The organism is Microcystis sp. CS-574, from assembly GCF_028329095.1.
Taxonomy (GTDB): domain Bacteria; phylum Cyanobacteriota; class Cyanobacteriia; order Cyanobacteriales; family Microcystaceae; genus Microcystis; species Microcystis ichthyoblabe_A.
This window is the reverse complement of record NZ_JAQMSY010000253.1, coordinates 24,657-49,288: the sequence shown is the minus strand read 5'-3', so window position 1 is coordinate 49,288 and position 24,632 is coordinate 24,657. Positions and strand designations below refer to the sequence as shown.

General features: G+C 43.9%; 21 protein-coding genes. 10 read left to right on the top strand and 11 right to left on the bottom strand.

What is annotated here, in order from left to right; all coding sequences use genetic code 11:
- Nucleotides 1-289 precede the first annotated feature (289 nt).
- Genes PN470_RS20830 through PN470_RS20815 form a run of 4 tightly spaced genes read left to right on the top strand, consistent with a single transcriptional unit; the run spans nt 290 to nt 3,174 of the window.
- Nucleotides 290-1,471 carry a M20 family metallopeptidase gene (locus PN470_RS20830; protein ID WP_272105025.1) on the top strand — a complete coding sequence of 394 codons (1,182 nt, stop codon included), beginning with the start codon at nt 290-292 and terminating at the stop codon, nt 1,469-1,471.
- Between the two features lie 22 nt (nt 1,472-1,493).
- Nucleotides 1,494-1,958, top strand: a complete 465-nt coding sequence (locus PN470_RS20825; RefSeq protein ID WP_272105024.1) for an MEKHLA domain-containing protein — start codon at nt 1,494-1,496, stop codon at nt 1,956-1,958.
- A 14-nt stretch (nt 1,959-1,972) separates the two neighbouring features.
- On the top strand, nt 1,973-2,674 hold the full coding sequence (gene pyrF / locus PN470_RS20820) for an orotidine-5'-phosphate decarboxylase (RefSeq protein ID WP_271937282.1): 702 nt from the start codon (nt 1,973-1,975) through the stop codon (nt 2,672-2,674).
- On the top strand, nt 2,638-3,174 hold the full coding sequence (locus PN470_RS20815) for a hypothetical protein (protein WP_271937280.1): 537 nt from the start codon (nt 2,638-2,640) through the stop codon (nt 3,172-3,174). The genes pyrF and PN470_RS20815 overlap by 37 nt, the downstream gene beginning before the upstream one ends.
- Here the strand turns inward: PN470_RS20815 and prmC are convergent.
- The 7 genes from prmC to PN470_RS20780 all read right to left on the bottom strand — a co-directional run bounded on the left by prmC (nt 3,171) and on the right by PN470_RS20780 (nt 16,247).
- Nucleotides 3,171-4,055 carry a peptide chain release factor N(5)-glutamine methyltransferase gene (gene prmC / locus PN470_RS20810; protein ID WP_271937278.1) on the bottom strand — a complete coding sequence of 295 codons (885 nt, stop codon included), beginning with the start codon at nt 4,053-4,055 and terminating at the stop codon, nt 3,171-3,173. The two genes, PN470_RS20815 and prmC, sit on opposite strands and share 4 nt — an antisense overlap.
- Before the next feature lie 5 nt (nt 4,056-4,060).
- Entirely contained in the window at nt 4,061-4,861 is an 801-nt protein-coding gene (locus PN470_RS20805; protein ID WP_271937276.1) for a Tic22 family protein, read from the bottom strand.
- Between the two features lie 389 nt (nt 4,862-5,250).
- Nucleotides 5,251-5,685, bottom strand: a complete 435-nt coding sequence (locus tag PN470_RS20800; protein ID WP_002733588.1) for a hypothetical protein — start codon at nt 5,683-5,685, stop codon at nt 5,251-5,253.
- Nucleotides 5,686-6,310: 625 nt separating this feature from the next.
- On the bottom strand, nt 6,311-12,466 hold the full coding sequence (locus PN470_RS20795; RefSeq protein WP_271937273.1) for an AAA family ATPase: 6,156 nt from the start codon (nt 12,464-12,466) through the stop codon (nt 6,311-6,313).
- Nucleotides 12,463-14,295, bottom strand: a complete 1,833-nt coding sequence (locus PN470_RS20790; protein WP_272105023.1) for a carotenoid oxygenase family protein — start codon at nt 14,293-14,295, stop codon at nt 12,463-12,465. Before PN470_RS20790 ends, PN470_RS20795 begins: the two co-directional genes overlap by 4 nt.
- Before the next feature lie 167 nt (nt 14,296-14,462).
- Nucleotides 14,463-15,797, bottom strand: coding sequence for an AAA-like domain-containing protein (locus PN470_RS20785; protein WP_069475039.1), 1,335 nt, complete (start codon nt 15,795-15,797; stop codon nt 14,463-14,465).
- Nucleotides 15,798-16,067: 270 nt separating this feature from the next.
- The gene (locus PN470_RS20780) at nt 16,068-16,247 is read right to left on the bottom strand and encodes a hypothetical protein (RefSeq protein WP_002731657.1); all 180 of its coding nucleotides are present in this window, start codon (nt 16,245-16,247) and stop codon (nt 16,068-16,070) included.
- Nucleotides 16,248-16,416: 169 nt separating this feature from the next.
- Here PN470_RS20780 and PN470_RS20775 point away from each other — a divergent pair, with 169 nt between their 5' ends.
- The 3 genes from PN470_RS20775 (at nt 16,417) to PN470_RS20765 (ending at nt 18,475) form a co-directional block, all read left to right on the top strand.
- Nucleotides 16,417-16,611 carry an NAD(P)H dehydrogenase subunit NdhS gene (locus PN470_RS20775; RefSeq protein ID WP_002732940.1) on the top strand — a complete coding sequence of 65 codons (195 nt, stop codon included), beginning with the start codon at nt 16,417-16,419 and terminating at the stop codon, nt 16,609-16,611.
- Between the two features lie 2 nt (nt 16,612-16,613).
- Nucleotides 16,614-17,288, top strand: coding sequence for an HAS-barrel domain-containing protein (locus PN470_RS20770; protein ID WP_002740888.1), 675 nt, complete (start codon nt 16,614-16,616; stop codon nt 17,286-17,288).
- 134 nt (nt 17,289-17,422) lie between these two features.
- On the top strand, nt 17,423-18,475 hold the full coding sequence (locus PN470_RS20765) for an LOG family protein (protein WP_271939646.1): 1,053 nt from the start codon (nt 17,423-17,425) through the stop codon (nt 18,473-18,475).
- Between the two features lie 3 nt (nt 18,476-18,478).
- Here the strand turns inward: PN470_RS20765 and PN470_RS20760 are convergent, their stop codons facing one another.
- The gene (locus tag PN470_RS20760; protein WP_002733765.1) at nt 18,479-18,868 is read right to left on the bottom strand and encodes a hypothetical protein; all 390 of its coding nucleotides are present in this window, start codon (nt 18,866-18,868) and stop codon (nt 18,479-18,481) included.
- 160 nt (nt 18,869-19,028) lie between these two features.
- Here PN470_RS20760 and queA point away from each other — a divergent pair, with 160 nt between their 5' ends.
- Nucleotides 19,029-20,126 (top strand): tRNA preQ1(34) S-adenosylmethionine ribosyltransferase-isomerase QueA, encoded by a 1,098-nt coding sequence (gene queA, locus PN470_RS20755; protein WP_002733726.1) that lies wholly within the window; start codon nt 19,029-19,031, stop codon nt 20,124-20,126.
- Between the two features lie 163 nt (nt 20,127-20,289).
- Nucleotides 20,290-21,987, top strand: a complete 1,698-nt coding sequence (locus PN470_RS20750; RefSeq protein ID WP_271939645.1) for a serine protease — start codon at nt 20,290-20,292, stop codon at nt 21,985-21,987.
- Between the two features lie 140 nt (nt 21,988-22,127).
- On the opposite strand, the gene PN470_RS20745 is transcribed toward PN470_RS20750, so the two are convergent.
- Both PN470_RS20745 and PN470_RS20740 read right to left on the bottom strand, forming a co-directional pair.
- On the bottom strand, nt 22,128-22,286 hold the full coding sequence (locus tag PN470_RS20745; protein ID WP_155117891.1) for a hypothetical protein: 159 nt from the start codon (nt 22,284-22,286) through the stop codon (nt 22,128-22,130).
- A gap of 136 nt (nt 22,287-22,422) precedes the next feature.
- On the bottom strand, nt 22,423-22,764 hold the full coding sequence (locus PN470_RS20740; protein WP_069474035.1) for a hypothetical protein: 342 nt from the start codon (nt 22,762-22,764) through the stop codon (nt 22,423-22,425).
- 353 nt (nt 22,765-23,117) lie between these two features.
- Between PN470_RS20740 and gcvT the strand changes: the two genes are divergently transcribed.
- Nucleotides 23,118-24,224, top strand: a complete 1,107-nt coding sequence (gcvT, locus tag PN470_RS20735) for a glycine cleavage system aminomethyltransferase GcvT (RefSeq protein ID WP_103112284.1) — start codon at nt 23,118-23,120, stop codon at nt 24,222-24,224.
- Here the strand turns inward: gcvT and PN470_RS22450 are convergent.
- The gene (locus PN470_RS22450; protein ID WP_370445054.1) at nt 24,193-24,429 is read right to left on the bottom strand and encodes a DUF6444 domain-containing protein; all 237 of its coding nucleotides are present in this window, start codon (nt 24,427-24,429) and stop codon (nt 24,193-24,195) included. The genes gcvT and PN470_RS22450 overlap by 32 nt on opposite strands.
- Nucleotides 24,430-24,632: the final 203 nt, after the last annotated feature.

The window sequence follows — 24,632 nt, the reverse complement described above, 5'->3', positions numbered from 1 at the left end:
GGGTGCCGATCCCCCCTTAGTCCCCCCTTAATAAGGGGGGTGCCGATCCCCCCTTAGTCCCCCCTTAATAAGGGGGGTGCCGATCCCCCCTTAGTCCCCCCTTGATAAGGGGGGTGTCTGACAACTTTTAACGCCTACCTACTTAACTCCCGTATCCTCTTGACAAATTAGCTTAGTCCCGGGTTGAAAGAGTGCCGAGAAGACAGTTGAGACTGAAAATCAGCCAAGCCCAATTTTCAGGTAAAAAATGCTCTATGATTAACCCTAAAGATACTGTAAAACTGGTTTCATGCTCTCCGAGATTAAAAACATAGCCGAGAGTCTCGCACCCCGATTAGTGGAGATTCGCCGCCACATTCACGCGAATCCAGAGTTAAGCGGGCAAGAATATCAAACTGCCGCCTATATTGCCGGGGTTTTGTCTTCCTGTGGTCTATCGGTGCAGGAAGCGGTGGGAAAAACGGGAGTTAAGGGAGAATTGGCGGGAAAAGGCAGTGATCGAAGGATTTTAGCCATCCGGGCCGATATGGATGCCCTACCGATCCAAGAAAAGACCGATTTAGACTTTGCTTCGCGTAAACCGGGGATTATGCACGCCTGCGGTCACGATGTTCATGCTACCGTCGGTTTAGGGGCGGCGATGGTGCTTTCCCGTCTCTCGGAACCTTTGCAGGGAAAAATACGCTTTCTCTTTCAACCAGCAGAGGAAATCGCCCAGGGGGCCAATTGGATGATCCGGGAAGGGGTGATGCGGGATGTCAGCGCCGTTTTCGGGCTGCACGTTTTCCCCTCGATTCCGGCCCGATCGATCGGGGTTCGTTACGGGGCCTTAACTGCGGCTGCCGACGATCTGGAGATTTTTATTCAAGGGGAATCCGGCCACGGGGCCCGGCCCCACGAGGCGATCGATGCTATCTGGATCGCTTCGCAAGTAATCACCACTTTGCAACAGGCAATTAGTCGGACTCAAAACCCTTTGCGTCCCATTGTCCTCACCATCGGCCAGATTAGCGGTGGTCGCGCCCCCAACGTCATCGCCGATCAGGTACGCATGGCAGGAACAGTGCGATCGCTGCACCCAGAAACCCACGCCCATCTCCCAGAATGGATCGAGAGTTTGGTCACGAATGTCTGTGGCACATATAACGCTAAATGTCAAGTAAATTATCGTCGGGGTGTGCCATCGGTACAAAATGACCAATTTTTAACTCGTTTGGTGGAAGAAGCTGCTTTAGAAGCTTGGGGACAGGATCGGGTTTTAATTCTCTCGGAACCCTCCATGGGGGCCGAGGATTTTTCCCTTTATTTGCAACAGGCCCCGGGGACAATGTTCCGTCTGGGAGTGGGTTCTCCTCACCTCCTCAATCCCCCCCTTCACCATCCGGAATTTTTAGTGGATGAGTCGGCAATTCTGACGGGAGTGATTACTTTAGCCTACGCGGCCTATAAATATTGGCAAAGGGAAGATTAAACCGGTTTTTCAAGATAATTTTATGGAAATTTGGCAAGATTTAGCTATTATAGCTTGGACAGAATTGCTGCTGGATAGTTATGAACAGTTAATCGGGCGATCGCTTTTACCCCGGATCGGTACTGGCAAAGAACAGAGTAAAATGCTCTTTTATGCCCCTTTTGTGCTGGTTTCCCACGGTACGCAAACTAATCCGATCTTCAATTATGGTAATCGCACCGCCCTCGATCTCTGGGGTTTAACTTGGCCAGAATTATTAACAACTCCTTCGCGAGCGACGGTAGAGGGAGAGGAAATCGCCCAAGAACGCCAAAAAATGCTGGATTTAGTCAAAAAACAGGGCTATATCAACGATTATCACGGGGTAAGGATCACGAAAAACGGTCAACTATTTCGCATTGAAAAAGCGATCGTTTGGAATATCATCGATCGTGATGGCATTTATTGCGGACAGGCTGCCACTTTTGCCGATTGGATTTTTCTCTGATTTATCGCCCCAATATGACCAACTCAGACCGAATTATTGTTCCTCTTGATGTGCCGGATTTAGAATCAGCGATCGCACTGCTTGATCTGCTGCCAGAAGTCAATTTTTGGAAAGTGGGACTAGAATTATTTGTCAGTAGCGGTGCAGAAATTCTAGGGATTCTGCAAGAAAGACAAAAAAAGAGCTTTCTCGATCTTAAATTCCATGATATTCCCAATACGGTCGCCGGGGCCTGTCGTTCCGCCAGTCGCTATCGAGTGGATTTACTCACCCTGCACGCTACGGCCGGACGGCAAGCAATGACGGCGGCGAAAGGAGCAATATCTGACCTGCTATCGCCGCCAAAACTTCTCGCTATCACCGTTTTAACCAGCCTTAACGCCAGGGAATTAGCCCTCGACCTCAAAATTCCCCTAGAACTATCGGAATATGCCTTAAATCTGGCATTATTGGCCAAAGAATCGGGAATTGATGGGGCGGTTTGTTCTCCCCAAGAAGTGGCGCAATTGCGTCGCGTCTGTGGAGAGGATTTTCTCTTAGTTTGCCCCGGAGTTCGTCCCTCCTGGTCAAGCAAAGGGGATCAAAGTCGGGTGATGACTCCGGCCCAAGCGCTTAAAGCTGGGGCTGATTATCTAGTAATTGGACGACCGATCACTGGTGCCGAGGAGCCAAAAATAGCATGGGCAAAAATTTGTCACGAATTAGCCGATATTTAGGGGTATTACTGGTTATGTTCGGGATTAACTTGCCAGCAGTTAGTCTTCCTCTTTCTAGCTGTCCGGAGGATTTAAATCTTTTAGTCGATCACCTCTTGTCAGATTTACCCGGTTATGCTAATCGAGTTATTACCCGTTCCCAAATCGATCAAGAATTATCTACACCAGTTTTTGTGATTATTGCTGGTCGTCCTGAATTTGCACCCCTACCTTTAAGTGCTAATCAATATTCCGGTCAAATTGCCGATGACACTCAACAGGTTTTTTTTACGACTTTAGAGCGTCAGTATAGCAAAAATCGCTCTGTCACTCTCCAAAATTATCACTGGTTATTTTTAACTAAAACTGGGGAAGGATGGCGATTAGTGACGATTTACAGTCAATTAGCTGCCCTTGAACCTGCTCAAGTCCCCTTACCTCCCTTAGAAACCAGCCAAGGCACCATCGGCCAAGCGGTGCGTCTCTGGCTGCGGGACTGCGAAGCGGGTACATTGCGCTAAATTCGCTCGGCCAAAACAAAGCGATCGAAACCTGCTAGGTCGTTAATAATCTGAATTTGTCGATAATTGCCCTGATTTTCCAGCATTTGCGCTACTTTTTCCCCTTGACCGGCTCTCATTTCCACTAGCCAAAGGCCTCCCGATCGCAGATAATCGGGAGCAGTGGCCACTAGATAGCGCAGCGCGGTCAATCCGTCTTCACCCCCATCGAGGGCCAAACGGGGTTCATGTTCCCGCACTTCAATTTGTAGGTCGAGGATTTCTGCACTGGGAATATAGGGGGGATTGGACACCATACCGCTAATCTGTCCTTTCCACTTCTCTAGGGGTGTCCACCAAGAACCCTGTTTTAAGATAATTCTGTCGGCAAAACCCGTCTTGATGATATTTTCTTTGGCGATCGCTAAAGCCGTTTGACTGTAATCAATAGCATAGATCTCTGCTTTTGTCAAGATACTGGCTAAACCAATAGCGATCGCACCGCTACCGGTTCCCAGATCTACCCAGATTCCCACGTCGTCTCCTCTGACGGTTTCTCCAACGATATCGATTAATAACTCGGTTTCGGGACGAGGAATTAAGACCCCTGGGGAGACTTTCAGGGTAAAATCACGCCAGACCACCGATTCGAGCAAATACTGCAAGGGAACCCTTGCCTTAAGGCGTTTTTGCCAGCGTTTAGTAATTTCCGACCAAGAATAACTCAAGGGGATTTTTTCTCGTTCGCGAAAGGATTGTAAGCGCAGGGAAAGAGTATCTAAATCTGTCACTGCTTGCAGAAAGATATCCACTTCTTTCGGAGATAGTTGCGCTTGCTCTAAATCAGCGATCGCCTGTTGGCGCCATTGACTTAATTCTTGACCGGAAATACTCGCAGACACAAGACTTAACGATTGGGGGCGGGGGGATTATTGGTATTATTATTAGGGCGTGGCTGATTTGCCGGGGGTTGGTTGGGAGCATTTTGGTTGCTATTTGCCCGAATAAAATCAATCGTTTCTTGGCTAGGATAGAGGAGAATTTTGGTTAAAGCTTCATCCTGGCTTTGTTGTAGGGTAGCGATGACACTTTCTAAGGGAATAACATCAATTTTCACCGTGGTCGCTTCTGCGGGATTAGCTTTTTTATATTGTTCTACCATTTGCAAAGCGGCGGCCTTTTCAAAGAAGAAAGGAATCAAATCCTGATTATTGCGACTGATCACCAGAAAATTACTCTCTTTTCCTGCTTTCGGCACAAACAAAGGTACACCACCTTGATATTGTTGACCTCTTTCACTGAGCAGTTTTTTCGCTGATTCTACTTCCGACTCTTTGGGAACAAAATCGATAATTAGACGATTTTGATCGGTTTGACTGGTTTGCATTTTATAGACCTGTGCCAAAGAAACAGCCTGAACTTTAACTTTGCTGGCCACTTCAGGATTCTCTTTTTTCAGTCGTTCAAAAAAGTTTTGTGCGTCCTGCCGACTGATAAAAACTCCCGTGAATTTCTGTTCTTTTTCTCCCACGGCAATTAGGGGAACTCCTTGATCATCGGCAATAGCGAAGACAGGTACAGACTGCAAGGTTTTGACGATTTGTTCTTCTGGTAAAGCGAGTGCTTTAGAATAGCTGCCCAGCAGCGAAGTCAACATTGTCGTTCCTACTAAACCAAGAGTTGCCGTCCAACGAATGAGAGATTTCATCAAAATAATTACCTCGTTATTACTATTAACCAATATTTGCCGTTAATCTGAACTATATCGTCTGCTTAACTCCTCCGATTAGGAGTTTTCTGATGAATAACCAGCCCCAAAAGTTCCCTTTATTGGCTTGGTTCTGAACTATCATAGCTAAAAAGATCCGCACTTGGTGAGATGAGGTGGCAGCGTCAGCCCGGAAACAGGAACAATTTACGGGCTGATCTGGGAAATAATAGGGATTAATTAGATTTTTTAAGTTAAATTCTCAGAAAAAAATCCCTTTAGCTCTGGTTTAAGCTGGCTTTTACCCTAATAAGCCCCAACTTGAGCTCAAAAGGCATCCTTTTGTCTGAATCAGTTAGTCAACGGGCCACCTTTTGATCTTGGCACTACTAATGACTTTCCGAGAGATGGTGCGGATGGGCGATCGCTAACCGCAGCCATTGATAGGAAACTAGATTTAAAATCAGTCCGATGATCAATAAAATTGCCATGAGAGCAATTTGATACCAGGCGATCGGTCTAACCAAAAGATCGGCGATCAGATGGGCTAAATTCAAGACAGAATAGAGAATTGTCAGCCAGAAATGGACTTTTCGCAAGGAGCGACTTTCGCTAAAATTGACCCCGATAATCGCTAACATTGGCAGCAAAAAAAAGAGCAACATTCCCCAGAAAATCGGATCGAGATTGCTGGTTTGATGACTCTCGACGATCGATTGACCATGGAAGAGTGGCATTAACCCCAGTTGGGTGTGAAATAGAGTTCCCAAGAGGAATGTTGTCCAGAGAGCGGCAATTTTTTCGGGATATTTCGCTGTTTTCACGGTAATTATCCTCGGAATTAGTTAAATAAAAGCTCGGGCTAGGTGAGAAAGTATTCTTAAATTGTTCCTAATCACTACATTCCAGAAAAAGTTGCTGTATTTAAAAGGTCAATTTAAGTCTGAATGGCATCACTATCTGATCCATCGAAGTCTCACTCCGAAGTCTCACGGCCGAAACCTGATTCCTCACCTAACGGAAGATTTTTGATTTTTGCAAGAGGTCTAATGTTCATTTGACTTAGACTAATAGGCAACCATATATATTATATCCCATGCGGCAATTTCTCTATATTTAATAAATCTTGACATTTCTCTCCCCAACTAGCGATTCAGATTTTGGAGTTTTTGGGGACTTCCAGGGTTTTGATCTCTCGAATGATAGGAGCGAGTGCTGCTAAATCAGCGACTGCTTAGGGTGTAATAGCAAATCTATTTTTAATAGTTTGATAACTCCCAATCTAACTTTAACTTCCCACTATCCTATAACTTATTAAACAGGATTTAGTATTGGCTGATTTTACCTTCGATCTCCCCTGCCACCCTTAATAAAGGAAGTGCCGATCCCCCCTTAATCTCCCCTTGATAAAGGGGGGAAATCTGACAACTTTTAACATCTACCTACTTACTAGGTTGATTTTGCCCGGGCCAGCCAATGGAGGTTAAAGATTGCTTGATAGATGGGATTATGGACCCGCAGCTGGCCCTGATCTTTGATCACTAACCCTGATAAAAGTAACTCTTTTTCTGGGGGGCTATCCTCGGCAATCACCTCTTTTTCCCTTAAAATCCGTTCATAGAGTCTCAGGAGCAACTGGGAGCGATGACTGTTGAGAAGCCGATCGCGAATAGTCCGCAGATGTTCCGGTTCATCCTGAGCCTCCCAATTGCCAATGATCTTCTTCTGTACTAAGTCCTCAATCCAGAGGGACTCACCATTGGGTGGAATCGGCGAGGTGGCGGTGCGAATTAACTGACAGAGTTTTTGGGTCAGAAAAGGTTGACCGTTTGTCCAGGCAAAGACTTCTTTTAAGACAGTTTGCGGGTTACTAAATTTCTCGGCCAATCCGCGCAGTAAAGGCTGGGCTTCGTGTTCCTTAAAACCCTCCAATTGAATCGAATGACCGATATTAAAAGGAGTGATTTGGTGGTCGGTAATTAAATCGGAGGGGGTGACAACACCGAAGAAAGCGAAGGTCAAACGCCGATAGAGCGGGTTAAAACCGCGCTGGTTATAGCAGGAACGAATCAGGGCAAAAAAGTCATTAACCGCAAAATTTAAGCCCAAAACGCTATCGATTTCATCGATAAAAATCACGATTGGTTTCGGGGGAGAACCTTCCACTATCCCCACTTCCAGCAATAACACCTCTTCGATAAATTCGCCCAAGCGCTGCACTGCCGAGACATCTTCCCGTTCTTGCCACCAAGCTTTCAGATTGACCCTTTTGAGCAGGCCAAAACGTCGTCCTAACTCGAAGGCTATCCCCTTGTACCATTGGTCAGAAGTGACATTTTCACTGCCGATGCGGGTTAAATCAATGGGAGCGCAACAGATGCCCTCGTGTTGGAGGTGATCGATCATGCGTACCATTAAACTAGACTTACCCATTTGACGGGGATTGAGAACATAGCAAAAATCGCCGCGTTTGAGGGCTTTATAGAGATAACGGTCGGCGGCGCGGACCACGTAGGTGGGTGCATCCATAGGCAAACTGCCCCCCACTTGGTAGTCAAAGGTGCTAGATTCTTCGGTACTTCTGAGCAGTTCATTTTCAAACAGTAATTCTGCTTGGGTGGCCTTGAGAATTTCTAGGGTTTGGCTGAGTTCCAGGGTGCGCTCCCGCACTTTCTGTTCTAGGGTGCGGCTATACTCGGCTAATTCTTGGGTAAAGCGAATCCGTTCCGCTTCCGCCTGTTTTCGTTCGCTAATATCGGTAAAAGCGGTGATCGCATAGATAATTTCTCCTTTTTCGTCAAAAACGGGCGTGGCATACACTTCTAGGGGGATAATCTTCTCTCCTTGGTGAACTTCTATATCATCCACCGTGTTTTTTTCCCCCCTTAAAGCTCGGACAATCGGATGGTATTCTGTGGGATACAATCGATCGGTTCCAGCTTGATATAACTGATAGGTTTCCCCCAACTGATTAGCCGTGGTGATATTAACTATCTCTTTTCCTAAAATCTCTTGGGCGGTTTGATTGGCATAATAGGGTTGACTGTCGGCATCGAGGACAAATACCCCCACTGGCATGGCTTCTAAAAATTGCGCTAGTTGTCTCTGTTTGGCTTTGATTTCGGCGTAGAGTTTGGCGTTAGTAATTGCGATGGCAGCTTGGCTAGAGAGCAATTGCAGCACTTCCAATCTTTCTTGGGTAAAAGCCCCGACGGTGAGATTATTTTCTAGATAGACAATTCCCCGCAGTTGTCCTTGGTCGAGTAGGGGTGTGCAAAGCAGCGATTTGGTTTGATGGATTTTAATATAGGGATCGTTGCTAAAATTGCCCTGATGGGCAGCATCGTTATTAAGAACGGTTTGACCGCTCCGGGCCACATAGTTAATAATTGAGACGGGAAGATGTTCTTCGATCGCATTAGATTTAAAGACTGTCACCCTATCTTCCTGCACTGAACCGGAGGCTTCGATCGATAGTTGTCCGCCGCTTTCTAGGATAAGATAGCCCAGCTGCGCCCCAGCATTTTCGATGAGAATTTTCATCAGGGTGGCGAGTAATTGATCTAAAACTATCTCACTAGAAATGGCTTGGGATGCTTTCATAATCGTGGCTAAATCTAACAGTTCTCCCGCATGACTAACTGAATTTTTTCTGGTGGTAGTTCTCGTGGTTTCGGTCAGGGAATTGGAACCATAATTATTGACCATTAACTGAGAATAGCGGCTTTCTATATCTTTGACTTTAGCTGTTGCTCCCCAAAGAGAATAGAGATAGGCAGCTTCATTGATGTAGGTTTTGGCAATTTTTACTTTACCCCAATCGAGATAGAATTTCGCCGCTAGTTCGTTAGCCAGTGCTTCTTCATTAATGTATTCATTTTCCCTGGCTTTAGCGATGGCTAGATCGTAGTTTTCTATGGCTTCTAGATAGGATTGCTGCACTCGATCCTTTTCCGCTGCCACTAAATAAAATTTATGGAGATAGTTAGAGGGGGCTTGATTGGCCCATTCCTGTTGCTTTTTCTGATTATTCGTCACTCGTTCTAATACTTGCTTTTTTTGGTCATTGTCCAGATGATTATAAATAGCTAAATGGGCGAGGGAATCATAGAAATTATGCAGAGAAATCAATAAAGTAGCGGTGGCTCCCCCTAGATAATTTTGGGCTTGGTTAGCATTTTCAATGGCTTGTTTGTACTGTCCAAATAGATAACAAAGGTATAATTTATTGACAAATAAAGCACAGAGACCATAGAGATCATTAGCCTCTAGATGGTACGGTAACATAAGAGTTTCTTGATAGTATTTTCCTTCTAAACGGCTGGGATTTTCCGAGCGCCCCAGCAGATTTAAAACTGTTTGTCCGTAGATTTTTAGATAGTTGCGGGTGTTTTCTTGTTTGAGCTTAACAAAAGCCAGATCATAGTTAGCTATTTCTCTAGCTAATTCGGTTAATTCCTGTCCGATAAAGGCGGAATGAAAACAGTAAAGATAGGCGCAGGTTGTTCCGTAGTAGAGATCGCCCATTTCTAAACCGGTTTGATAGGAAGATTTTAACAAAGACAGGGAATTTTTAATCGGTTCTTTCCAGATACTAATAGTGGCGGAAAAGACGGCAATTATTTTCGGCATCAGGGCTTTGGCATGAAATTTATCAGCAATGTTTAAAGCTAATCGTCCAAATTGATAACCCGTTTCCCAATCTTCTAAAAGACCACAAAGAATTAAGCCATAATTGACATAAGTAAAAGCCGCTAGATAACTATTGCCGTATTCAATTGATAAGTTAACCTGTTTTGATACTAGGATGGGTAAGAGATGAGGGGCGGCAATATAAACAGGAGGAAATATGGCACTCGCTATCTTCATGATTGCTAATTTTTCTTCCTCATTTATCGGCGGTAAATTACTTAAATTTTCGATATTTTGACCCGCTAATTTTTGCCTAGTTTTATTGAGTTCTTCCTGAATATCTGATGATTTTAAGGATTCAGGAATCTCGAAATCTAGGCTTTTGAGGACGGATAAACCAATTTCTACCGCTTTTAGTTCGTGATTTTGGGCTTGATAAGCTTCGATGATGACTTCATAAACTTTCACCTTATCTAGGGTTGTTTTTGCCTGTTTTAACACGAGATTAGCCCAGCACTGCATCTGCTCAAAATCTCCACTTAAATAGGCGATTTCTGTGGCTTCAGAATAAATATCTAAAGTCAGTTGATAGTTATTCTTCCAGCTTGCTTTTTTGAGAAGTTTTTGAGCGATTTTAATATATTTTAAGGCTCCAGTTTGGGCATTAGCGGCTTTTGCCTTTTGGGCTGCTAGTAAATTCAAGTTAGCCACTGACTCTCGTTCTTTTTCCTCGCTAATTAGTTGATAACCAAGATTGAGATGATCGACTATTTTAAAAATTTTTTCCGATAATTCATTGGCGGCAGTATGCTGCCAAAGTAAGCGACCAATTTTTAGGTGAATTAAAGATTTTTTGCTGTCTTCGATGAGAGCGTAAGCTCCTTGTTGAATGCGATCATGAGCAAATTTATATTCTTGAATCAGTAATTGTTCATCCAATTCTGAGAGGGGAATAATTAAACCAGCTTCGCTACTAGAAGTTAAAATTGGTAAAAGTTCTGGAGGTGATTTTTCAGAGATTACTGCCAGACTATATAAATTAAACTCTGCCCCAAGACAAGCTGCTAAACTTAAAGTTTCCTGGGTTTCGGGGGGCAATTTCTGCATTTTGCCCATCATAAATTGAATCAGATTATCGGTACTACCAATCCTTTGAATTTGGCCGAGATGCCATTGCCAATAACCCCTATTATTATCGGTTTTAGTGGTTGTTTGCTGCCCCGGTTGGAAAAATAGCAAATTTTCCCAGTAGATAGTTTTGAGAAATTCATTGACAAAAAAAGGATTCCCGTGGGTTTTTTGCCAGACTAAAGCGGACAAAGATTGCACATATTCGGGTGAATGATTTAAGGTGTCAGCAATTAACTGATTGACCTGTTCAAGACCCAGAGGTTTTAAAATAACTTGATTGATAATTATGCCCCCCTGCTCTAATTTATCGAGAGTAGCACTTAGGGGATGGGTGGAATTAATTTCGTTACTGCGATAGGAACCAATTAAAAATAAATAGTCCATATCGCCATCGAGCATAATTAATTCTATTAACTGGAGACTAGCCAAGTCTGCCCATTGTAAATCATCGAGAAAGATGACTAAGGGATGTTCTGGGGAACAAAAGACCCGAATAAAATTTTTAAAGACTAAATTAAAGCGATTTTGAGTAGCGATCGCTCCTAATTGTAACACCTCTGGTTGTGGACCGATAATTAATTCTAGTTCAGGAATCACATCAATAATAACCCGTGCATTCGCCCCCAAAGACTTTAAGAGTTTTTGTCGCCATAGTTGCAGTTGTGGCTGACTTTCCCCCAAAAGTTGCTTGACAAGATGAGTCAAAGCGCTAACCACGGCAGCGTAGGGAGTATCGCGCTGAAATTGGTCAAATTTACCAGAGATAAAAAAGCCGCGTTTTTCAGTAATTGGCTGATAAATTTCCCTAACTAGGGTGGTTTTACCCATGCCAGAATAACCCGTAACTAGCATCAGTTCGGTGTGAGAGGAGTTTTTAGCCGCCGTGGCTACCCGTTGAAAAGCAGTGAGGAGAGTGGCGATTTCTGTCTCCCTACCGTAGAGTTTTTGGGGAATTTGGAACTGATTGGCTAGATCTTGCCCAGCGATGACAAAATCCTCAATTTTACCCGTTGTTTCTAGTTGTCTTAAACATTCTTCTAAATCTGCCCGAATACCATAGGCACTTTGGTATCGTTCCTCCGGGGTTTTAGCCATCAGTTTCCTGATGATTGCCTCCACCACCGGGGGAATTTCTTCCCTGACGAGACTATTAATCTCCAGAGGTTGTTTTGCCAGATGACAGTGAACTAATTCCAAAGCATCTTTAGCCCGAAAAGGTAATTGTCCGGTGAGAAGTTCATAGAAGCTAACGCCCAAAGAATAAAAATCTGTACGGTAATCGAGACTGCGATTCATCCGTCCGGTTTGTTCGGGAGAAATATAGGCTAAAGTTCCCTCAAGGACGTTGGGATTTTTTAGCCCCGGATTTTCCCGCCGCAGGACGCTGGCAATGCCAAAATCGATGATTTTAATCTGTCCGGTTTCGGGGTTAAGAACTATATTGGCAGGATTAATATCTTTGTGAATAACCTTGGCGTTGTGAATTTTCTCTAAATTAGCCACTATTCGGGGTGCAAGACTTAAAAAGTCCCTTAAGGCTAGAGTTTTTTTGCCCTCTAGCCATTTTTTTAAGGATACACCCCCGAAATCTTCCAAAATAATCACGGGAGTTCTGCGGTAGGTTTCTAAACCATAGGCTTTAATCGCCTCCTCGAAGTTCAGGCCGCAGATGGTTTTATACTCCTGTTTGTAATGGGTTAGTTCTTGTGCGGTTGGATATTCTTGCTTGAGGATTTTGAGCATAACCGGTTGATTATCGACGGTGCGAATGGCCCGATAGACTTCCGAGTTAACGCTTTCGTAAACCTGGGCAAGAATGTCGTATCCTTTGAGAACAATCATTTTTTTACTCGGCGATTGTAAACGGCTGCGGGTCTCCCCAAGAAAAATTCTACGGGAACTAAAACAAGACTCCGCAAGGCTGACAGGACTCGATTTACCTGTGAGACGGAAGGACGGGGAGAAGGCAACACTTGCTCGAAATACTCGGAATGCAAGGTAAAACCAAAGTGAACATCTTCCGGCAAACTCAGTTTAGCAATCGGTCCGTCCTTGAGATTGTCAGGGTTAAATAACCAAGCTTCTAATACTCTGGTCGGGGTTAAAACCGTCGTCAATAGATAGCCCTGTTCTTGGGGAATAAACTGAATGCTATCTAAAATATAGCCATCGGGACAAACATAAAAATCCAGTAGTCCCCGACCTAAATGTGATACATGAGTATCACTGGCTTTTTTTTCTTGGCTAATCTGTTCAGTTAACTGATTCCAATCCTTATCGAAGGGAACCTTGGCTAATACCGAGGGCAAGTCATGACAGGGAAGTTCGGCATCCCTGAGGATGCGATTACTCTGGTCGCGACAATCCATATACTGACGACGACAGATTAATTCGCGCACATAACCGACATAAACCTGATAAATAGCGCTGTATCCCTGTTCCAATTCCCTCGGGTCGGCGGTGTAGAGAGTGGTAGAGAACCACCCCGGATGGATGAAAGCTTGTTCGCTCATCACCCTGGCATCTTCGATAACCACTTTGCGCAGCACTCCGGGGTCAAAGGAAAACATCCAGGGGATGCCGTGGTATTCGGGGGGATAACCCTGACCGGTAAAATGTTGGATATCGTCTTTTTCGATCGCTTCGGTTAAACTAATAGTGGCATTTTGGATGGCCACAATCTGAATTTGACCGTTGGTACTATGGTAACTACAAAGGAAGTGATAACTGTCGCCATTGAAGGTAATTAATCGCGAGGGAACGGTGGTTTCTTCTTCCTTGAGATCTTGACGGTTAACCAGATAAATTTGAGTTTTCGGATAGGTTTCTTCAGGCTTGATTCTGATACCTAATAGTTTGGCTACTCCCATCTGAAAAGGCATATCGGGAATCATGATATAATCCTCGGTGACGATGACCGAATGGGGACTACCATCGAGGATAGCTCCCTGTAGTTTCCAGGGTTTAAGTTGTTTTTGTTGATCCCAAAGAACAATATACACCGATTTATCTAAATCTTTTAACATACCTCCCGATATAAGTTTTAGCTTTAATTCACAGGTGATAAATTCTTGGGTCTTTTTGTCGTAGAAGGGGTGAGCGGTATTTTCTAGGACTGGGAAAATAGACAAAGGCACGGAAACAATATGTTGGTCAAAATAACCAATCGGAGTGATAGTATCAAGGGAAACGGGATCCACTTCCCAGTAACGTCCCGCATCGGCAGTGAGAATTAATCTGGTTTCTTCTAGTTGTTTATCTTTGGAAACTTTTTCTAGTTTAACCATAGCAGTATTCGCTATTTCCGAAGAACCTAAAATGCTGACCACAGCGGGAAAAGTGGCTTGACTAATATTAAATATAGGTAAAACTTTTCGCCAAAAACTATCCCAAGTTTTTAGTTTTTTACTGTAAACGTTAACTTGATTATTTTTACCTTGCAAGTCCCATTTAATAATTACACCTTCGCCAGAGAACAAATGACGGTCATTTTTTCGATGAAAAGGACAGACGATAAAAACGTATCCCGACAGATTTTCCGGCCAATGTCCCTCAGTAATTGTGGCGACTGCCTTATATAAATTGTTCTCATCCGGCCGACCGAGTTGCGAGCGACTAAAATTGCTAACGTTGACAGTATTTTGGACAGTATCTTTGTTTGACATATTCATAAGTAGAGTTTGCGGCAAAAAGTTTGTTGGTGGGGTTAGTAGCCGGTCGTCAGGAGATAGGAGTCAGGAGATAGGAGCCGGTCGTCAGGAGATTATTTTATTTATTCCCCCCACACCCTACACTCTACACCCCACACCCTACACCCTCACTGATAACTGATTACTGTTTACTGATAACTGATAGAGGATTTCACCTCTAAAAAATAGCGTCGATACAATTCATAGCCTGGTACTACTTTATCTCCCGATTGTTTGAGTAGTCCCATACTGCTGAGTTTGTAAGCGAGAATTGGGTCTAATTGTACGGGTTCCACCGCGCTCATCACCCGGTCGAGGGCTTTTGCTAGTTCCGGCTGTTGTTCTAATACCGCCCAATGGCGCCGCAGGTGATGGGCATAGATCCCGGTGACAGAGGTGGCGCTGGTTAATATTTGCGTCATGGTTATTTCCTCCCGACTGAGATAGTAGAGGGCAGTTTGTACCAAAGCTGGATGTCCTCCCACTAACTCCATTAGTTGTTGGACTTTTTCCTGATTTTCCCAAGTGAGTTGATAACGTTGGGCTAATTGCAATACCTCCTCCAGACTAAAATGACTTAACTGTGCGGGGAATCCGACGTTAAAGGGGGATTGATTGAGCTGCAGGGGAACATAAATTTCTGTGGAATGGACGACGATAAGACGGAGTTTTTGCCAGATAGGTAGGGTTTTGGATTCTTCGTACCAAGAACGCAGCAGCGGTAAAAAATCCTTGGCCACTTGGGGATGTTCAAAAATCTGATTCAGTTCATCGAGAGCGAGGACAATGGGGGCGGTAATCGATTCCAGGAGATAGTCTTGAATGTAAACCGTACAGCTAATCTTGCTACCTAAATCCTCATCCCAATACTCATCTAATTGCGGTTTTAACTGTAGTTGACGGGCGGCATTGGCACATAACCAGCGCAAAAATTGGTTTAAATCAGCCAAAATCGTCTGGTCCACCTGTTCTAAGTTCAAACTCACCGTGCGGTAGCCTTGCTGTTTAGCAAAATCGAGCATTCTCAAAAGTAGGGAGGTTTTGCCCATTTCTTTGGGAGCTTTTATCCGCACTAAAGCCCCCGGTTTCTTGATTTCCTGCCTTATCTGTTCTTCGAGGGGAAGACGTTCTAAATAAAATGGGGAACCAAGGGGAACAGCCCCATTAGGATAGGGGGGCAATGTCTCCAATTTTTCGCTCTTGGCTGCCGAATTAACCGGAATTTTGTCTTGAGGGGGTGTTTTTAGCTCAAAATTCAGGGCGGCGATTTCTTGCCAGTCGAGGCATAATCGACGACAAATTTGTTCAAAAGTGGCCTGTTCTACCGGTTTACCAGTCAGGAAGTTGCTGACAGTAGCCAGACTAAATTCAGCTTCTTTGGCTAAGGATCGCTGACTGCTAAAGCCCTGCTTTCTCACGGCTAATTTAACTTGATTGAGGCAGTGTTGTTGTACTCTTAGACGGCTCGATAGGGAATCTCTCATAAGAATTAGGGGTGTGGGGGAATGGGGAGGTGGGGGAATGGGGAAGTGAGGGAATTGAACTAAAACCCCAAAACCCCAAAACCCCAACCCCCAACACCTAAAACCTGTCTCCTGACTGACTTGAAAATGACAATGTGGTCACAAAACCACGGCAGTAGATGGCTGAAGTCAGGAAAAGGCGACAGCCCAACTGGGAAATATTCTAGACCAATTTAAGAGACAACCGGAACAGGCTCAAAAGTAACTTGATAACCAAGCTTCTCTAAACGTTTAACCAGACGTTTTTTCACAAATTTCTCGGTCAAACTGGGCAATCGTCTCGTCAATACTGTCAATCAGACTTAGTAACTGGGCGAGAATAAATTGCTGACCGGGACGCACCCGACCGGAGAGTGCTTCTACCAGCAAATCCTGTTTTTGCCGCAGTCTTCCTTGGGCTAAGGCGGCCATCACTATACTCCCAACACAGTTAAGGCTATTTGTGGGGAACAGTAGTCTGTCCTCTGGGGATGATGCCAAATCCCGTCATATTTCATTTTATTGCCAGCCGACACTCGACGAGCGATAACTAATTTTTGATAAGCTAAGAGACAGTAATTATAATTTCGTCGTCAATCCTATGATTTTGCCAGGTAGTACCGTTCGAGTCACCAATCCCGATGATACCTACTATAAATTTGAAGGTTTAGCCCAGCGTTTAAGCGATGGGAAAGTGGCCGTTCTTTTTGAGGGGGGCAACTGGGATAAGTTAGTCACCTTTAATCTCTCGGAATTAGAAGAACTAATTATTGCCCCGGCTAAAGGCAAAAAATAACCATGCGTCCACCCTTACCGCAATTAGCCACGGATAACCGCCATCCCGATCATATCGCCGAAGTTATCGAGACGACGACGACCGAGTTCTTAGCGCAATGTTTGGAACCAGAGGAGTTAAACTTTCCTTTTATGCCCGCTTTTGGTAGTTGGGTAAAAGCCTACGATGAAGAAACGGGTAATAAGATTTTTGGGATTGTCACCTTTGCCACCACTGCCCCCATCGATTCGGTACATCGTGCTAGAGCTTTGGGGTTATCTTTGGCTGAATTGCGGGAACAACAGCCGCAGATTTTCGCTATGTTAAAAACGGAATTTCGGGCAACTATTGTCGGTTTTGAAACCCTATCAGGACAATTTAATGGCAATGGTTCCGGTCGAGGTTATATCTATCAATATATTCCTCCCCGCCCTCCACAAATTCATCAGGCAGTTTATCAATGTGAGTCGTTAGAAGTGGTTTATTTTAGTGAACAATTAGACTTTTTAAGAATTTTATTACAGGTCAAAAATACTCCCGTGGAAGCTTTGGCAGCCGCTTCTATCCGTCAGATGTATCAATTGCGTCAAGCCGATCGACAATGGTTAGTGAATGTGGGCAGACAGTTAAGTGTTTTACTTAAAGATGATTATGATCGCTTGCGTTATATTCTCAGTCAAATTCATATTAGTCCTTAGATGATTCGGCGTTGCTGATTTTAATTATGAATTGTCTTCTGAGCAATTCTTCAAACTCCAAACCAAGTTAACTTGTGGATACTTTGTACAATTAGCATTCATATCTGGATTGCTGCAAAACTGATACCTGATAAATGGACAACTCTTATTCTCAATTAACCGAAGACTTGCTGAAATTGGTGCAACATTTGCCCCACTTAAAAGATGGCAAATGGATTCAAAGATCTCTGGAAGCAATAGTCAGAATTGCCGAGGAGGAAATTGATCGCCTCGATTGGAAAATTCTAACCTATGCGATCGAAGATTTAGAAAAGGGATTTCAGGTATTTTACCCCTACCGTCACATTCGTAAACTGACCATTTTTGGCTCGGCACGCATCAAACCCGAGAGCAGTGAATACCGTCTGGCAGTAGAGTTCGCACGCTGTATCAGTCAGTACGGTTTTATGGTGTTAACCGGTGCTGGCGGCGGTATCATGCAGGCAGGGAATGAAGGCGCCGGACGGGAAAATTCCTTCGGATTAAATATTCAGCTACCCTTTGAACAGGGGGCTAATCCTTATATCATAAATGATGCCAAATTAATCGATTTTAAATATTTCTTTACCAGAAAACTATTTTTTCTGCGGGAAAGTGACGCAGTAGCTTTATTCCCCGGCGGTTTCGGCACCCAAGATGAAGCCTTTGAGACGCTTACCCTCTGTCAAACCGGTAAATACGGACCTGCACCCCTAGTATTAATTGATGAGCCTGATGGGGATTACTGGCAAACTTGGCAAGAACAAATTAGTGAAAATCTGCAAAAAAGAGGACTGATATCCGCCGAAGATCGGAATTTTTATACTATTACCAACGATCTAAACCACGCTTGTCAAACAATTCGCCACTTCTATCGGGTCTATCACTCCAGCCGTTTTGTGGGAGAATCCTTTGTTATTCGTCTTAATCACGAACTAAGCGAGGAACAGATCGAACAAATTAACCAAAACTTCGGCGATATCCTAGTTAAAGGGAAAATCGAACCCAGTCAAATTCTAGAACGAGAGAATCGGGATTCCAGCCACCATTTACCTCGTCTAGTTTTTTACTTCAACGGCAAGAGTTACGGACGCTTGTATCAATTAATTGATCACATCAACGATTTAAGTCCTGTAGTTGCCCTTGAAGAGCATCCCGAGAGAAAATAAATACTAGGCCAGAGTTTCTGGACAGTATCCTAAACCCTTAGTAAATTGTTGCCGAAAAGCCTCTATATCTTGCTGATCCGGGGTACCATGGGAGACGATCGCCACTTGGTAACGACGCATGACATCAATGGGGGATTGTCCCGTTTCCAAACTCCAAAAAACCATCTGGAGACGCATTTCCGGTTGATAGGGAATCCCTAACTCATTCATGTAGGCGCGAAAATCCCCGTGTTGGCAAGGAGTAAGCATTTGATTAAACTTGACCTTGACCACCCAACCGTTAATCTGATGAATAACCGTCATGACGGAGGAGGGTAGATGAGTCATCGATCGCAGGTACTCGGTGACTCGTAGCGTTAAACTAGCGTTAGCAAGAAAATAGAGATAGTCCATATTGGCCGCTGGGATGTTGGCTAACAGTCACGATTAGTGTTATATCTCTAGTCTGACGATAAACCGTTCCAGATACCAAGGGGAGAAATCCCCGATTTAGTGAAGTTCGCCTGGGTAGAATTACCCGACTTTTGCGAAGATCTTTATGATGATAACGACGATGATCCCTGACCAATCACTCTCCAGCTACGATTATCACCTTCCTCCGGAGTTAATTGCCCAAAATCCCGCAGAACCCCGAGACAGTTCCCGTCTTTTGGTGGTAGATTCTCCTAATAGTCATAATTTGGCTATTTTTCGGGATTTACCTACTTGGTTAGAGCCGGGGGATTTGTTGGTTCTCAACGATACCCGCGTGATTCCGGCCCGTTTATTTGGTCGTAAAACCACCGGCGCACCCATAGAAATATTACTATTGGAAGAACAAGATGACCATCGTTGGTTATCTCTAGTGAAACCGGGAAAACGCTTTAAAGTCGGTTCAGAAGTCCTTTTTTATCCGAAAACAGGGCGAACGGAAAACAAAGAAAAATTATGGTTAGCGAAAGTAATCGATCGAGATCTGAACACCAGTGGTCGTCTGCTGGAATTTCAACGTCATCCCGGACGCAGTTTTTGGGATATGTTGGAGGAGTACGGTCATATTCCTTTCCCCCCCTACGTCACCGAATCAGAGGCGGAAGAAGACCGTTATCAAACAGTTTACGGTTATAAACAGGGTTCTGTAGCCGCTCCCACGGCCGGATTACATTTTACTCCCGAATTATTCCATAAGCTCGCCCAGAAGGGTATAGATACCACCTATATCACCCTTCATGTGGGAGTGGGAACCTTTCGCCCCGTGGAAGTGGAAAATATTACAGAACACCTAATGCACCGGGAATTTTTAGAGATTTCCGCCGAAACTGCCGAAAAAATTGCCCAAACAAAGGCTAGAGGTGGCCGGGTTATCGCCGTAGGAACTACGGTAGCTCGCGCCTTGGAAGGGGCAATTAAAGAAACTAAGAGCGATAAAGTAACCGCTTTTCAGGGAAAAACGAATTTATTTGTCTATCCGGGTTATCAATGGCGAGTTATCGACGGCATGATCACTAATTTTCACCTACCCAAGTCCAGTTTGATGATGTTAGTCAGTGCCTTAGTCGGACGGGAAAGACTATTGGCATTGTATCAAGCAGCTATCCAAGAGCGTTTCCGTTTCTATTCCTTCGGTGACGCTATGTTAATCCTACCCAGCGCTTGCAGCAGTAATCGGTAAGTAGTTGGACAAAATTACATCCACACCCCAGAAAGAAGGAGGGCTAGAACTGCGGAAAGGGCAACAGGAAAGGGGAAAAATATGTATAAGCGGCCCGCGCATCTAAATTGGTCTAGGTCGATTATCGAACCACCTCTAGCCTGTTGTCTATCCTAACCAAGAAATGAAAAGAAAAGACATTAAAATCGGTCGCCGCTATTCTAGCAAACCCCTGCAAATATTTTTAATTATTGCCTTCATCGTCGCCGCTCCCTTTGCTATTTTTTATCTTATTGCCTTGGCCTATCTCTGGCAAGGCGATCGACTTTTGGCCTCGGGGGAGAAGGAATCGGCTCTGTCTGCTTACCGAACAGTTTTATCTTTTGACGAAAATTCAGTCCAAGCCCATATAAAAATCGCTCAGGTCTTGCAAAGTCAAAAACGCTATTCTGAAGCCTTACAAGCCTATGATCGTGGCTTTATCGTTAATCATAAACCACCGATGGAACCCTCCCAAAGTAATTATTTAGTGGCTTTGGGGGATATCTTCGCGCAGGAGGAAAAATGGTCAGAGGCGATCGATGCTTACCAAAAAGCAATGATCATTAAACCAACTTTTAAAGCGCAATTTCAGCTAGGAAAAGCCCTCTATAGTTTACAACGTTGGGATGAGGCGGCGAAAGCTCTGCAAGCAGCGGTTTTTCTCGATCCTAGTCAGGGAAAAGCCTATTTTTATCTGGGAAAGGCCTACAGTGAACAGCAACTCTGGCCAGAGGCCAGTTATGCCTATCAGCAAGCTCTAGAATTGATACCTAATCAGGGTGAAACCTACAAAAAATTAGGAGAAACCCTGGCAAAACAGGGGAAATGGGAGGAAGCAGAGCAAATATATCGACAGGCTTTAATTTACGCTCCTAAAGATGGGGATATTTATAATTATTTAGGTAAAGCTTTAGCGGAACAGGGAAAACTAGGGGAAGCCATGGCAGTTTTTCAACAGGCACGGCAAATTAGCCCTAAAAATGCTAAGATTTACCAAAATCTCTGTTATATCTATATCAACAACGGTCAGATCGATGAGGGTCTAAATTGGTGTCGGCAGGCCGTAGAAATTGATCCCAATTTATCAGAAGCTAGATTTATTTTACAGGAAATCCAACGGGGGCGATTAATTCACGACAATCCCGAATTATTAAAAATGCCAGAGATAATTCCCAGTGTTAAGAGTGATCCTCTGGTGAATTTAAAACGCTCAATTGTTAAAATTGTCATTCGCGGCAAAAATAAAAATGGTATCGGCACTGGTTGGTTATTAAAACGAAATCAAGACACAGCTTGGATCTTGACTAACCGCCATGTGGTGACGAATTCCCGTCAAGAAATCGATGCAGGATCCCGCATTTTTGTGGAGTATTATAGCCAACCACCCCAAGGAAAAATCCGCAAGCGTTCAAAAGCTAAAATTCTCCACATTACCCCCCCTAACGACTGGCTCGATTTAGCAGTATTAGAGGTAAAAAATCCCCCCCCAGATTTAAAACCTTTAGCTTTAGCACCCCTGCCAATTGCCCCTAATCAACCAGTAATCTCGATCGGTAATCCTTTTAATCAAAAAGATTGGACTGTCAGCAAAGGCACGGTTAATGATAATAACGAAAAATCCTTAAGTTTGTCCATGTTTGTCGTTTCTGGACAGTCGGGAAGTCCAGTTTTAAACGATAAAAATCAAGTGGTGGGAGTGATTTCTCAAGCGGGTTTATTTTGTGATAATCCCTCCACTCCTAAACCCCTAGAAAATGCCGTTAAATTAGGCTGCGGTTTAGCAATTCCCATTGACAGAGTGCGAGAAAGGTTAAGGGAGTGGCAAGTTATTGTCAAGTAAAAATATGACAAATTTAATGATTAAGTAGGGATCATCTTATATTTAATTTCACCTCGCTTGCCCTGAACTAACTACATCCTTGCCAACTTGTTCGGCTAAAACTTCCCCAGTAAACTCGGCAATGGCAGCATCATAGTTTTTCACTTGATCGCACCATTGGAATTGAGAAGATAACTCATATAGCCTTTTTTCAGATCCTCCGGCTTTTCCCACTGATTTCTTGGCAAGCTTGCTGATTTAGCGATCGCTACCCAAAAGGCAATAACTAAGAAAAATTTGATAATCTTTTTCTGATTCATTAGACAGCTTTGGGGGTAGATTTATGGCTGTCATTGGGGAAAATAGATTTTATTTCAATTAAATAATAGCCTAAAATACAGGTAGCGACCACATTTTTTCTAACCGTTATCAGTCTGATATTTAGAGTGATATAAGCTATCGGTTCCGATCTATACAATCTGTCAGTATTTGCATTTCGTAGGGAGTGATTGCGTGTTTTGGATCATTTTCTGGAATACCCGCCTCAGATGCACAATTTTTTACAAGCTTTGTCGCTGGATCATCCGCTTGTTGATATTCATCCCATTCTGAAGATGAGGGGGAATATGTTTCCTTTTGAGTTTCTGAAGATGAGGGGGAATATGTTTCCTTTTGAGTTTCTGAAGATGAGGGGGAATATGTTTCCTTTTGAGTCGGAAAATAACTATCGTTTATCCAAGCTAATGCGAACCCACCCAAAATAGTAAAAAAAATTATCCTCTTTATTGTTAGCGACATAACTCTATCCTGTTTTTTACAATAGCGTTACTATCCTACTTTAGTCAAGATAAGGGTTTAAAGGTATAGTGGTTAAATAAGAAAATAACCAATCTCCCCATTTTTCCCTCTCTCCAAGAAAAATTAATAAGAGTTAGACATAAGCGGGAATAGAATACATCCAATCTTATCATTATTTTTGACAAGAAAAACATAAAGAGTAACGAAGATCCTTATTAACCGCGAAAACGAGAGATGGTTTTCACCTGTCCTGGTGTTGCCTGATAACTGATAACTGATAACTGATAACTGGTCACTGATAACTGATAACTGCTATGCTACTCTAGGCAGAAAACCATTTGATCGAGAACACCGTGGCTAACCAAGAAGCAACTTCCCCCGCTATTCGTACCCCCTTATACAACTTAATTGCCCAACAAACCAGCAAATTTACCCCTTTTGCGGGTTGGGAGATGCCGATACAGTTTAGCGGCCTAAAAATCGAACATAATGCTGTCCGCAACGGTGTCGGGATGTTTGACATTTCCCACATGGGCAAATTTATCTTAACTGGAGATAATCTGGTTCAATCTCTCCAAACCCTAGTTCCTTCTAATTTAGCCCGTTTAAGGGCAGGAAAGGCACAGTATAGCGTTTTACTTAACCCAGACGGTGGCATAATCGATGATATTATCTTTTACTACCAAAGCGAAAGCCAAGGCGTATTAATTGTTAATGCCTCAACCACCGATAAAGATCGAGAATGGATTTTAGGCAATTTAGAGGGATCGGGGGTCAAATTAAAGGATTTATCGCGAGAAAGGGTCTTAATTGCCCTGCAAGGACCAAAGGCAGCGACAATTTTACAGCCCTTGATCGGGGAAAAATTAAGCGATTTTGGCCTATTTAATCACTGGGAAAGCCAGCTTTTCGGGGAAAAAGTTTTTATCGCTAGGACCGGTTACACGGGAGAAGATGGGTTTGAAATTATGGCCCCCCCTGAAATCGGGCAGCAACTTTGGACAGAATTCTTAAATTTAGGGGTGACTCCCTGCGGTTTGGGGGCCCGGGATACCCTGCGTTTAGAGGCAGCTTTAGCCCTTTATGGACAGGATATCGACGATAGCACGAGTCCCCTAGAGGCTGGCTTAAATTGGTTGGTTCATCTGCCAGAAAAAAGCGATTTTATCGGTCGCAATGTCCTCGAAGACCAAAAACTTAATGGTGTCAATCGGCGCTTGGTGGGATTGCAGATGTCCGGCAAACATATCGCGCGTCACGATTATCCAGTAGTATTCGCTGGGGAAGTGGTGGGTAAAGTCACCAGTGGCACTTTATCACCAACTTTAAACACAGCGATCGCTTTAGCCTATCTTCCCACACCTTTCGCCTCGATCGGACAAGCGCTCGAAGTGGAAATTCGCGGCAGTACCTACCCCGCTACCGTCGTTAAAAAACCCTTTTATAAAAGTAAAAAGTAACGTAACTACCGAGGTCTTGACAAATTAGGAAAAAACCAGAACTTCCCCCTTGAGAACTTGAGTAAAAACTTGTTTGTTCCTTGTTCCTTCTTAAGTCCGTCTGTTGAGGAGGCTGAGAACTATTCTGAGTATTTGATCCCAGTCTCCTCTCCAGCTCGGCTATCTTTTCCCGCAGAGCTTGATTTTCCTTGTCTAATGCATAAATGAGATGCTCCCGAATTGACTCTTCAAAGCCTTGCCGTCGCCAAGACTCCTACGAATGATCAGCACTGATGATCACACAAAGTCGAGAAGAGCAGCTTATCTTCTTGCTTAACATCCTAAACTTCCAGAAGAGCCGCTTATCTTCTCCCTTAACATCCCAAACTTCGATTGTCACTGCTGAAACTTACCCATATACTTGTGAAC

Excerpts from the sequence above, each read along its gene's own strand:
- PN470_RS20830 (WP_272105025.1), top strand. The coding sequence starts at position 290 with ATGCTCTCCGAGATTAAAAACATAGCCGAGAGTCTCGCACCCCGATTA.
- PN470_RS20825 (WP_272105024.1), top strand. The coding sequence starts at position 1,494 with ATGGAAATTTGGCAAGATTTAGCTATTATAGCTTGGACAGAATTGCTG.
- pyrF (WP_271937282.1), top strand. The coding sequence starts at position 1,973 with ATGACCAACTCAGACCGAATTATTGTTCCTCTTGATGTGCCGGATTTA.
- PN470_RS20815 (WP_271937280.1), top strand. The coding sequence starts at position 2,638 with ATGGGCAAAAATTTGTCACGAATTAGCCGATATTTAGGGGTATTACTG.
- PN470_RS20805 (WP_271937276.1), bottom strand. The coding sequence starts at position 4,861 with ATGAAATCTCTCATTCGTTGGACGGCAACTCTTGGTTTAGTAGGAACG.
- PN470_RS20795 (WP_271937273.1), bottom strand. The coding sequence starts at position 12,466 with ATGATTGTTCTCAAAGGATACGACATTCTTGCCCAGGTTTACGAAAGC.
- PN470_RS20790 (WP_272105023.1), bottom strand. The coding sequence starts at position 14,295 with ATGAATATGTCAAACAAAGATACTGTCCAAAATACTGTCAACGTTAGC.
- PN470_RS20785 (WP_069475039.1), bottom strand. The coding sequence starts at position 15,797 with ATGAGAGATTCCCTATCGAGCCGTCTAAGAGTACAACAACACTGCCTC.
- PN470_RS20780 (WP_002731657.1), bottom strand. The coding sequence starts at position 16,247 with ATGGCCGCCTTAGCCCAAGGAAGACTGCGGCAAAAACAGGATTTGCTG.
- PN470_RS20775 (WP_002732940.1), top strand. The coding sequence starts at position 16,417 with ATGATTTTGCCAGGTAGTACCGTTCGAGTCACCAATCCCGATGATACC.
- PN470_RS20770 (WP_002740888.1), top strand. The coding sequence starts at position 16,614 with ATGCGTCCACCCTTACCGCAATTAGCCACGGATAACCGCCATCCCGAT.
- PN470_RS20765 (WP_271939646.1), top strand. The coding sequence starts at position 17,423 with ATGGACAACTCTTATTCTCAATTAACCGAAGACTTGCTGAAATTGGTG.
- PN470_RS20760 (WP_002733765.1), bottom strand. The coding sequence starts at position 18,868 with ATGGACTATCTCTATTTTCTTGCTAACGCTAGTTTAACGCTACGAGTC.
- queA (WP_002733726.1), top strand. The coding sequence starts at position 19,029 with ATGATCCCTGACCAATCACTCTCCAGCTACGATTATCACCTTCCTCCG.
- PN470_RS20750 (WP_271939645.1), top strand. The coding sequence starts at position 20,290 with ATGAAAAGAAAAGACATTAAAATCGGTCGCCGCTATTCTAGCAAACCC.
- PN470_RS20745 (WP_155117891.1), bottom strand. The coding sequence starts at position 22,286 with ATGAATCAGAAAAAGATTATCAAATTTTTCTTAGTTATTGCCTTTTGG.
- PN470_RS20740 (WP_069474035.1), bottom strand. The coding sequence starts at position 22,764 with ATGTCGCTAACAATAAAGAGGATAATTTTTTTTACTATTTTGGGTGGG.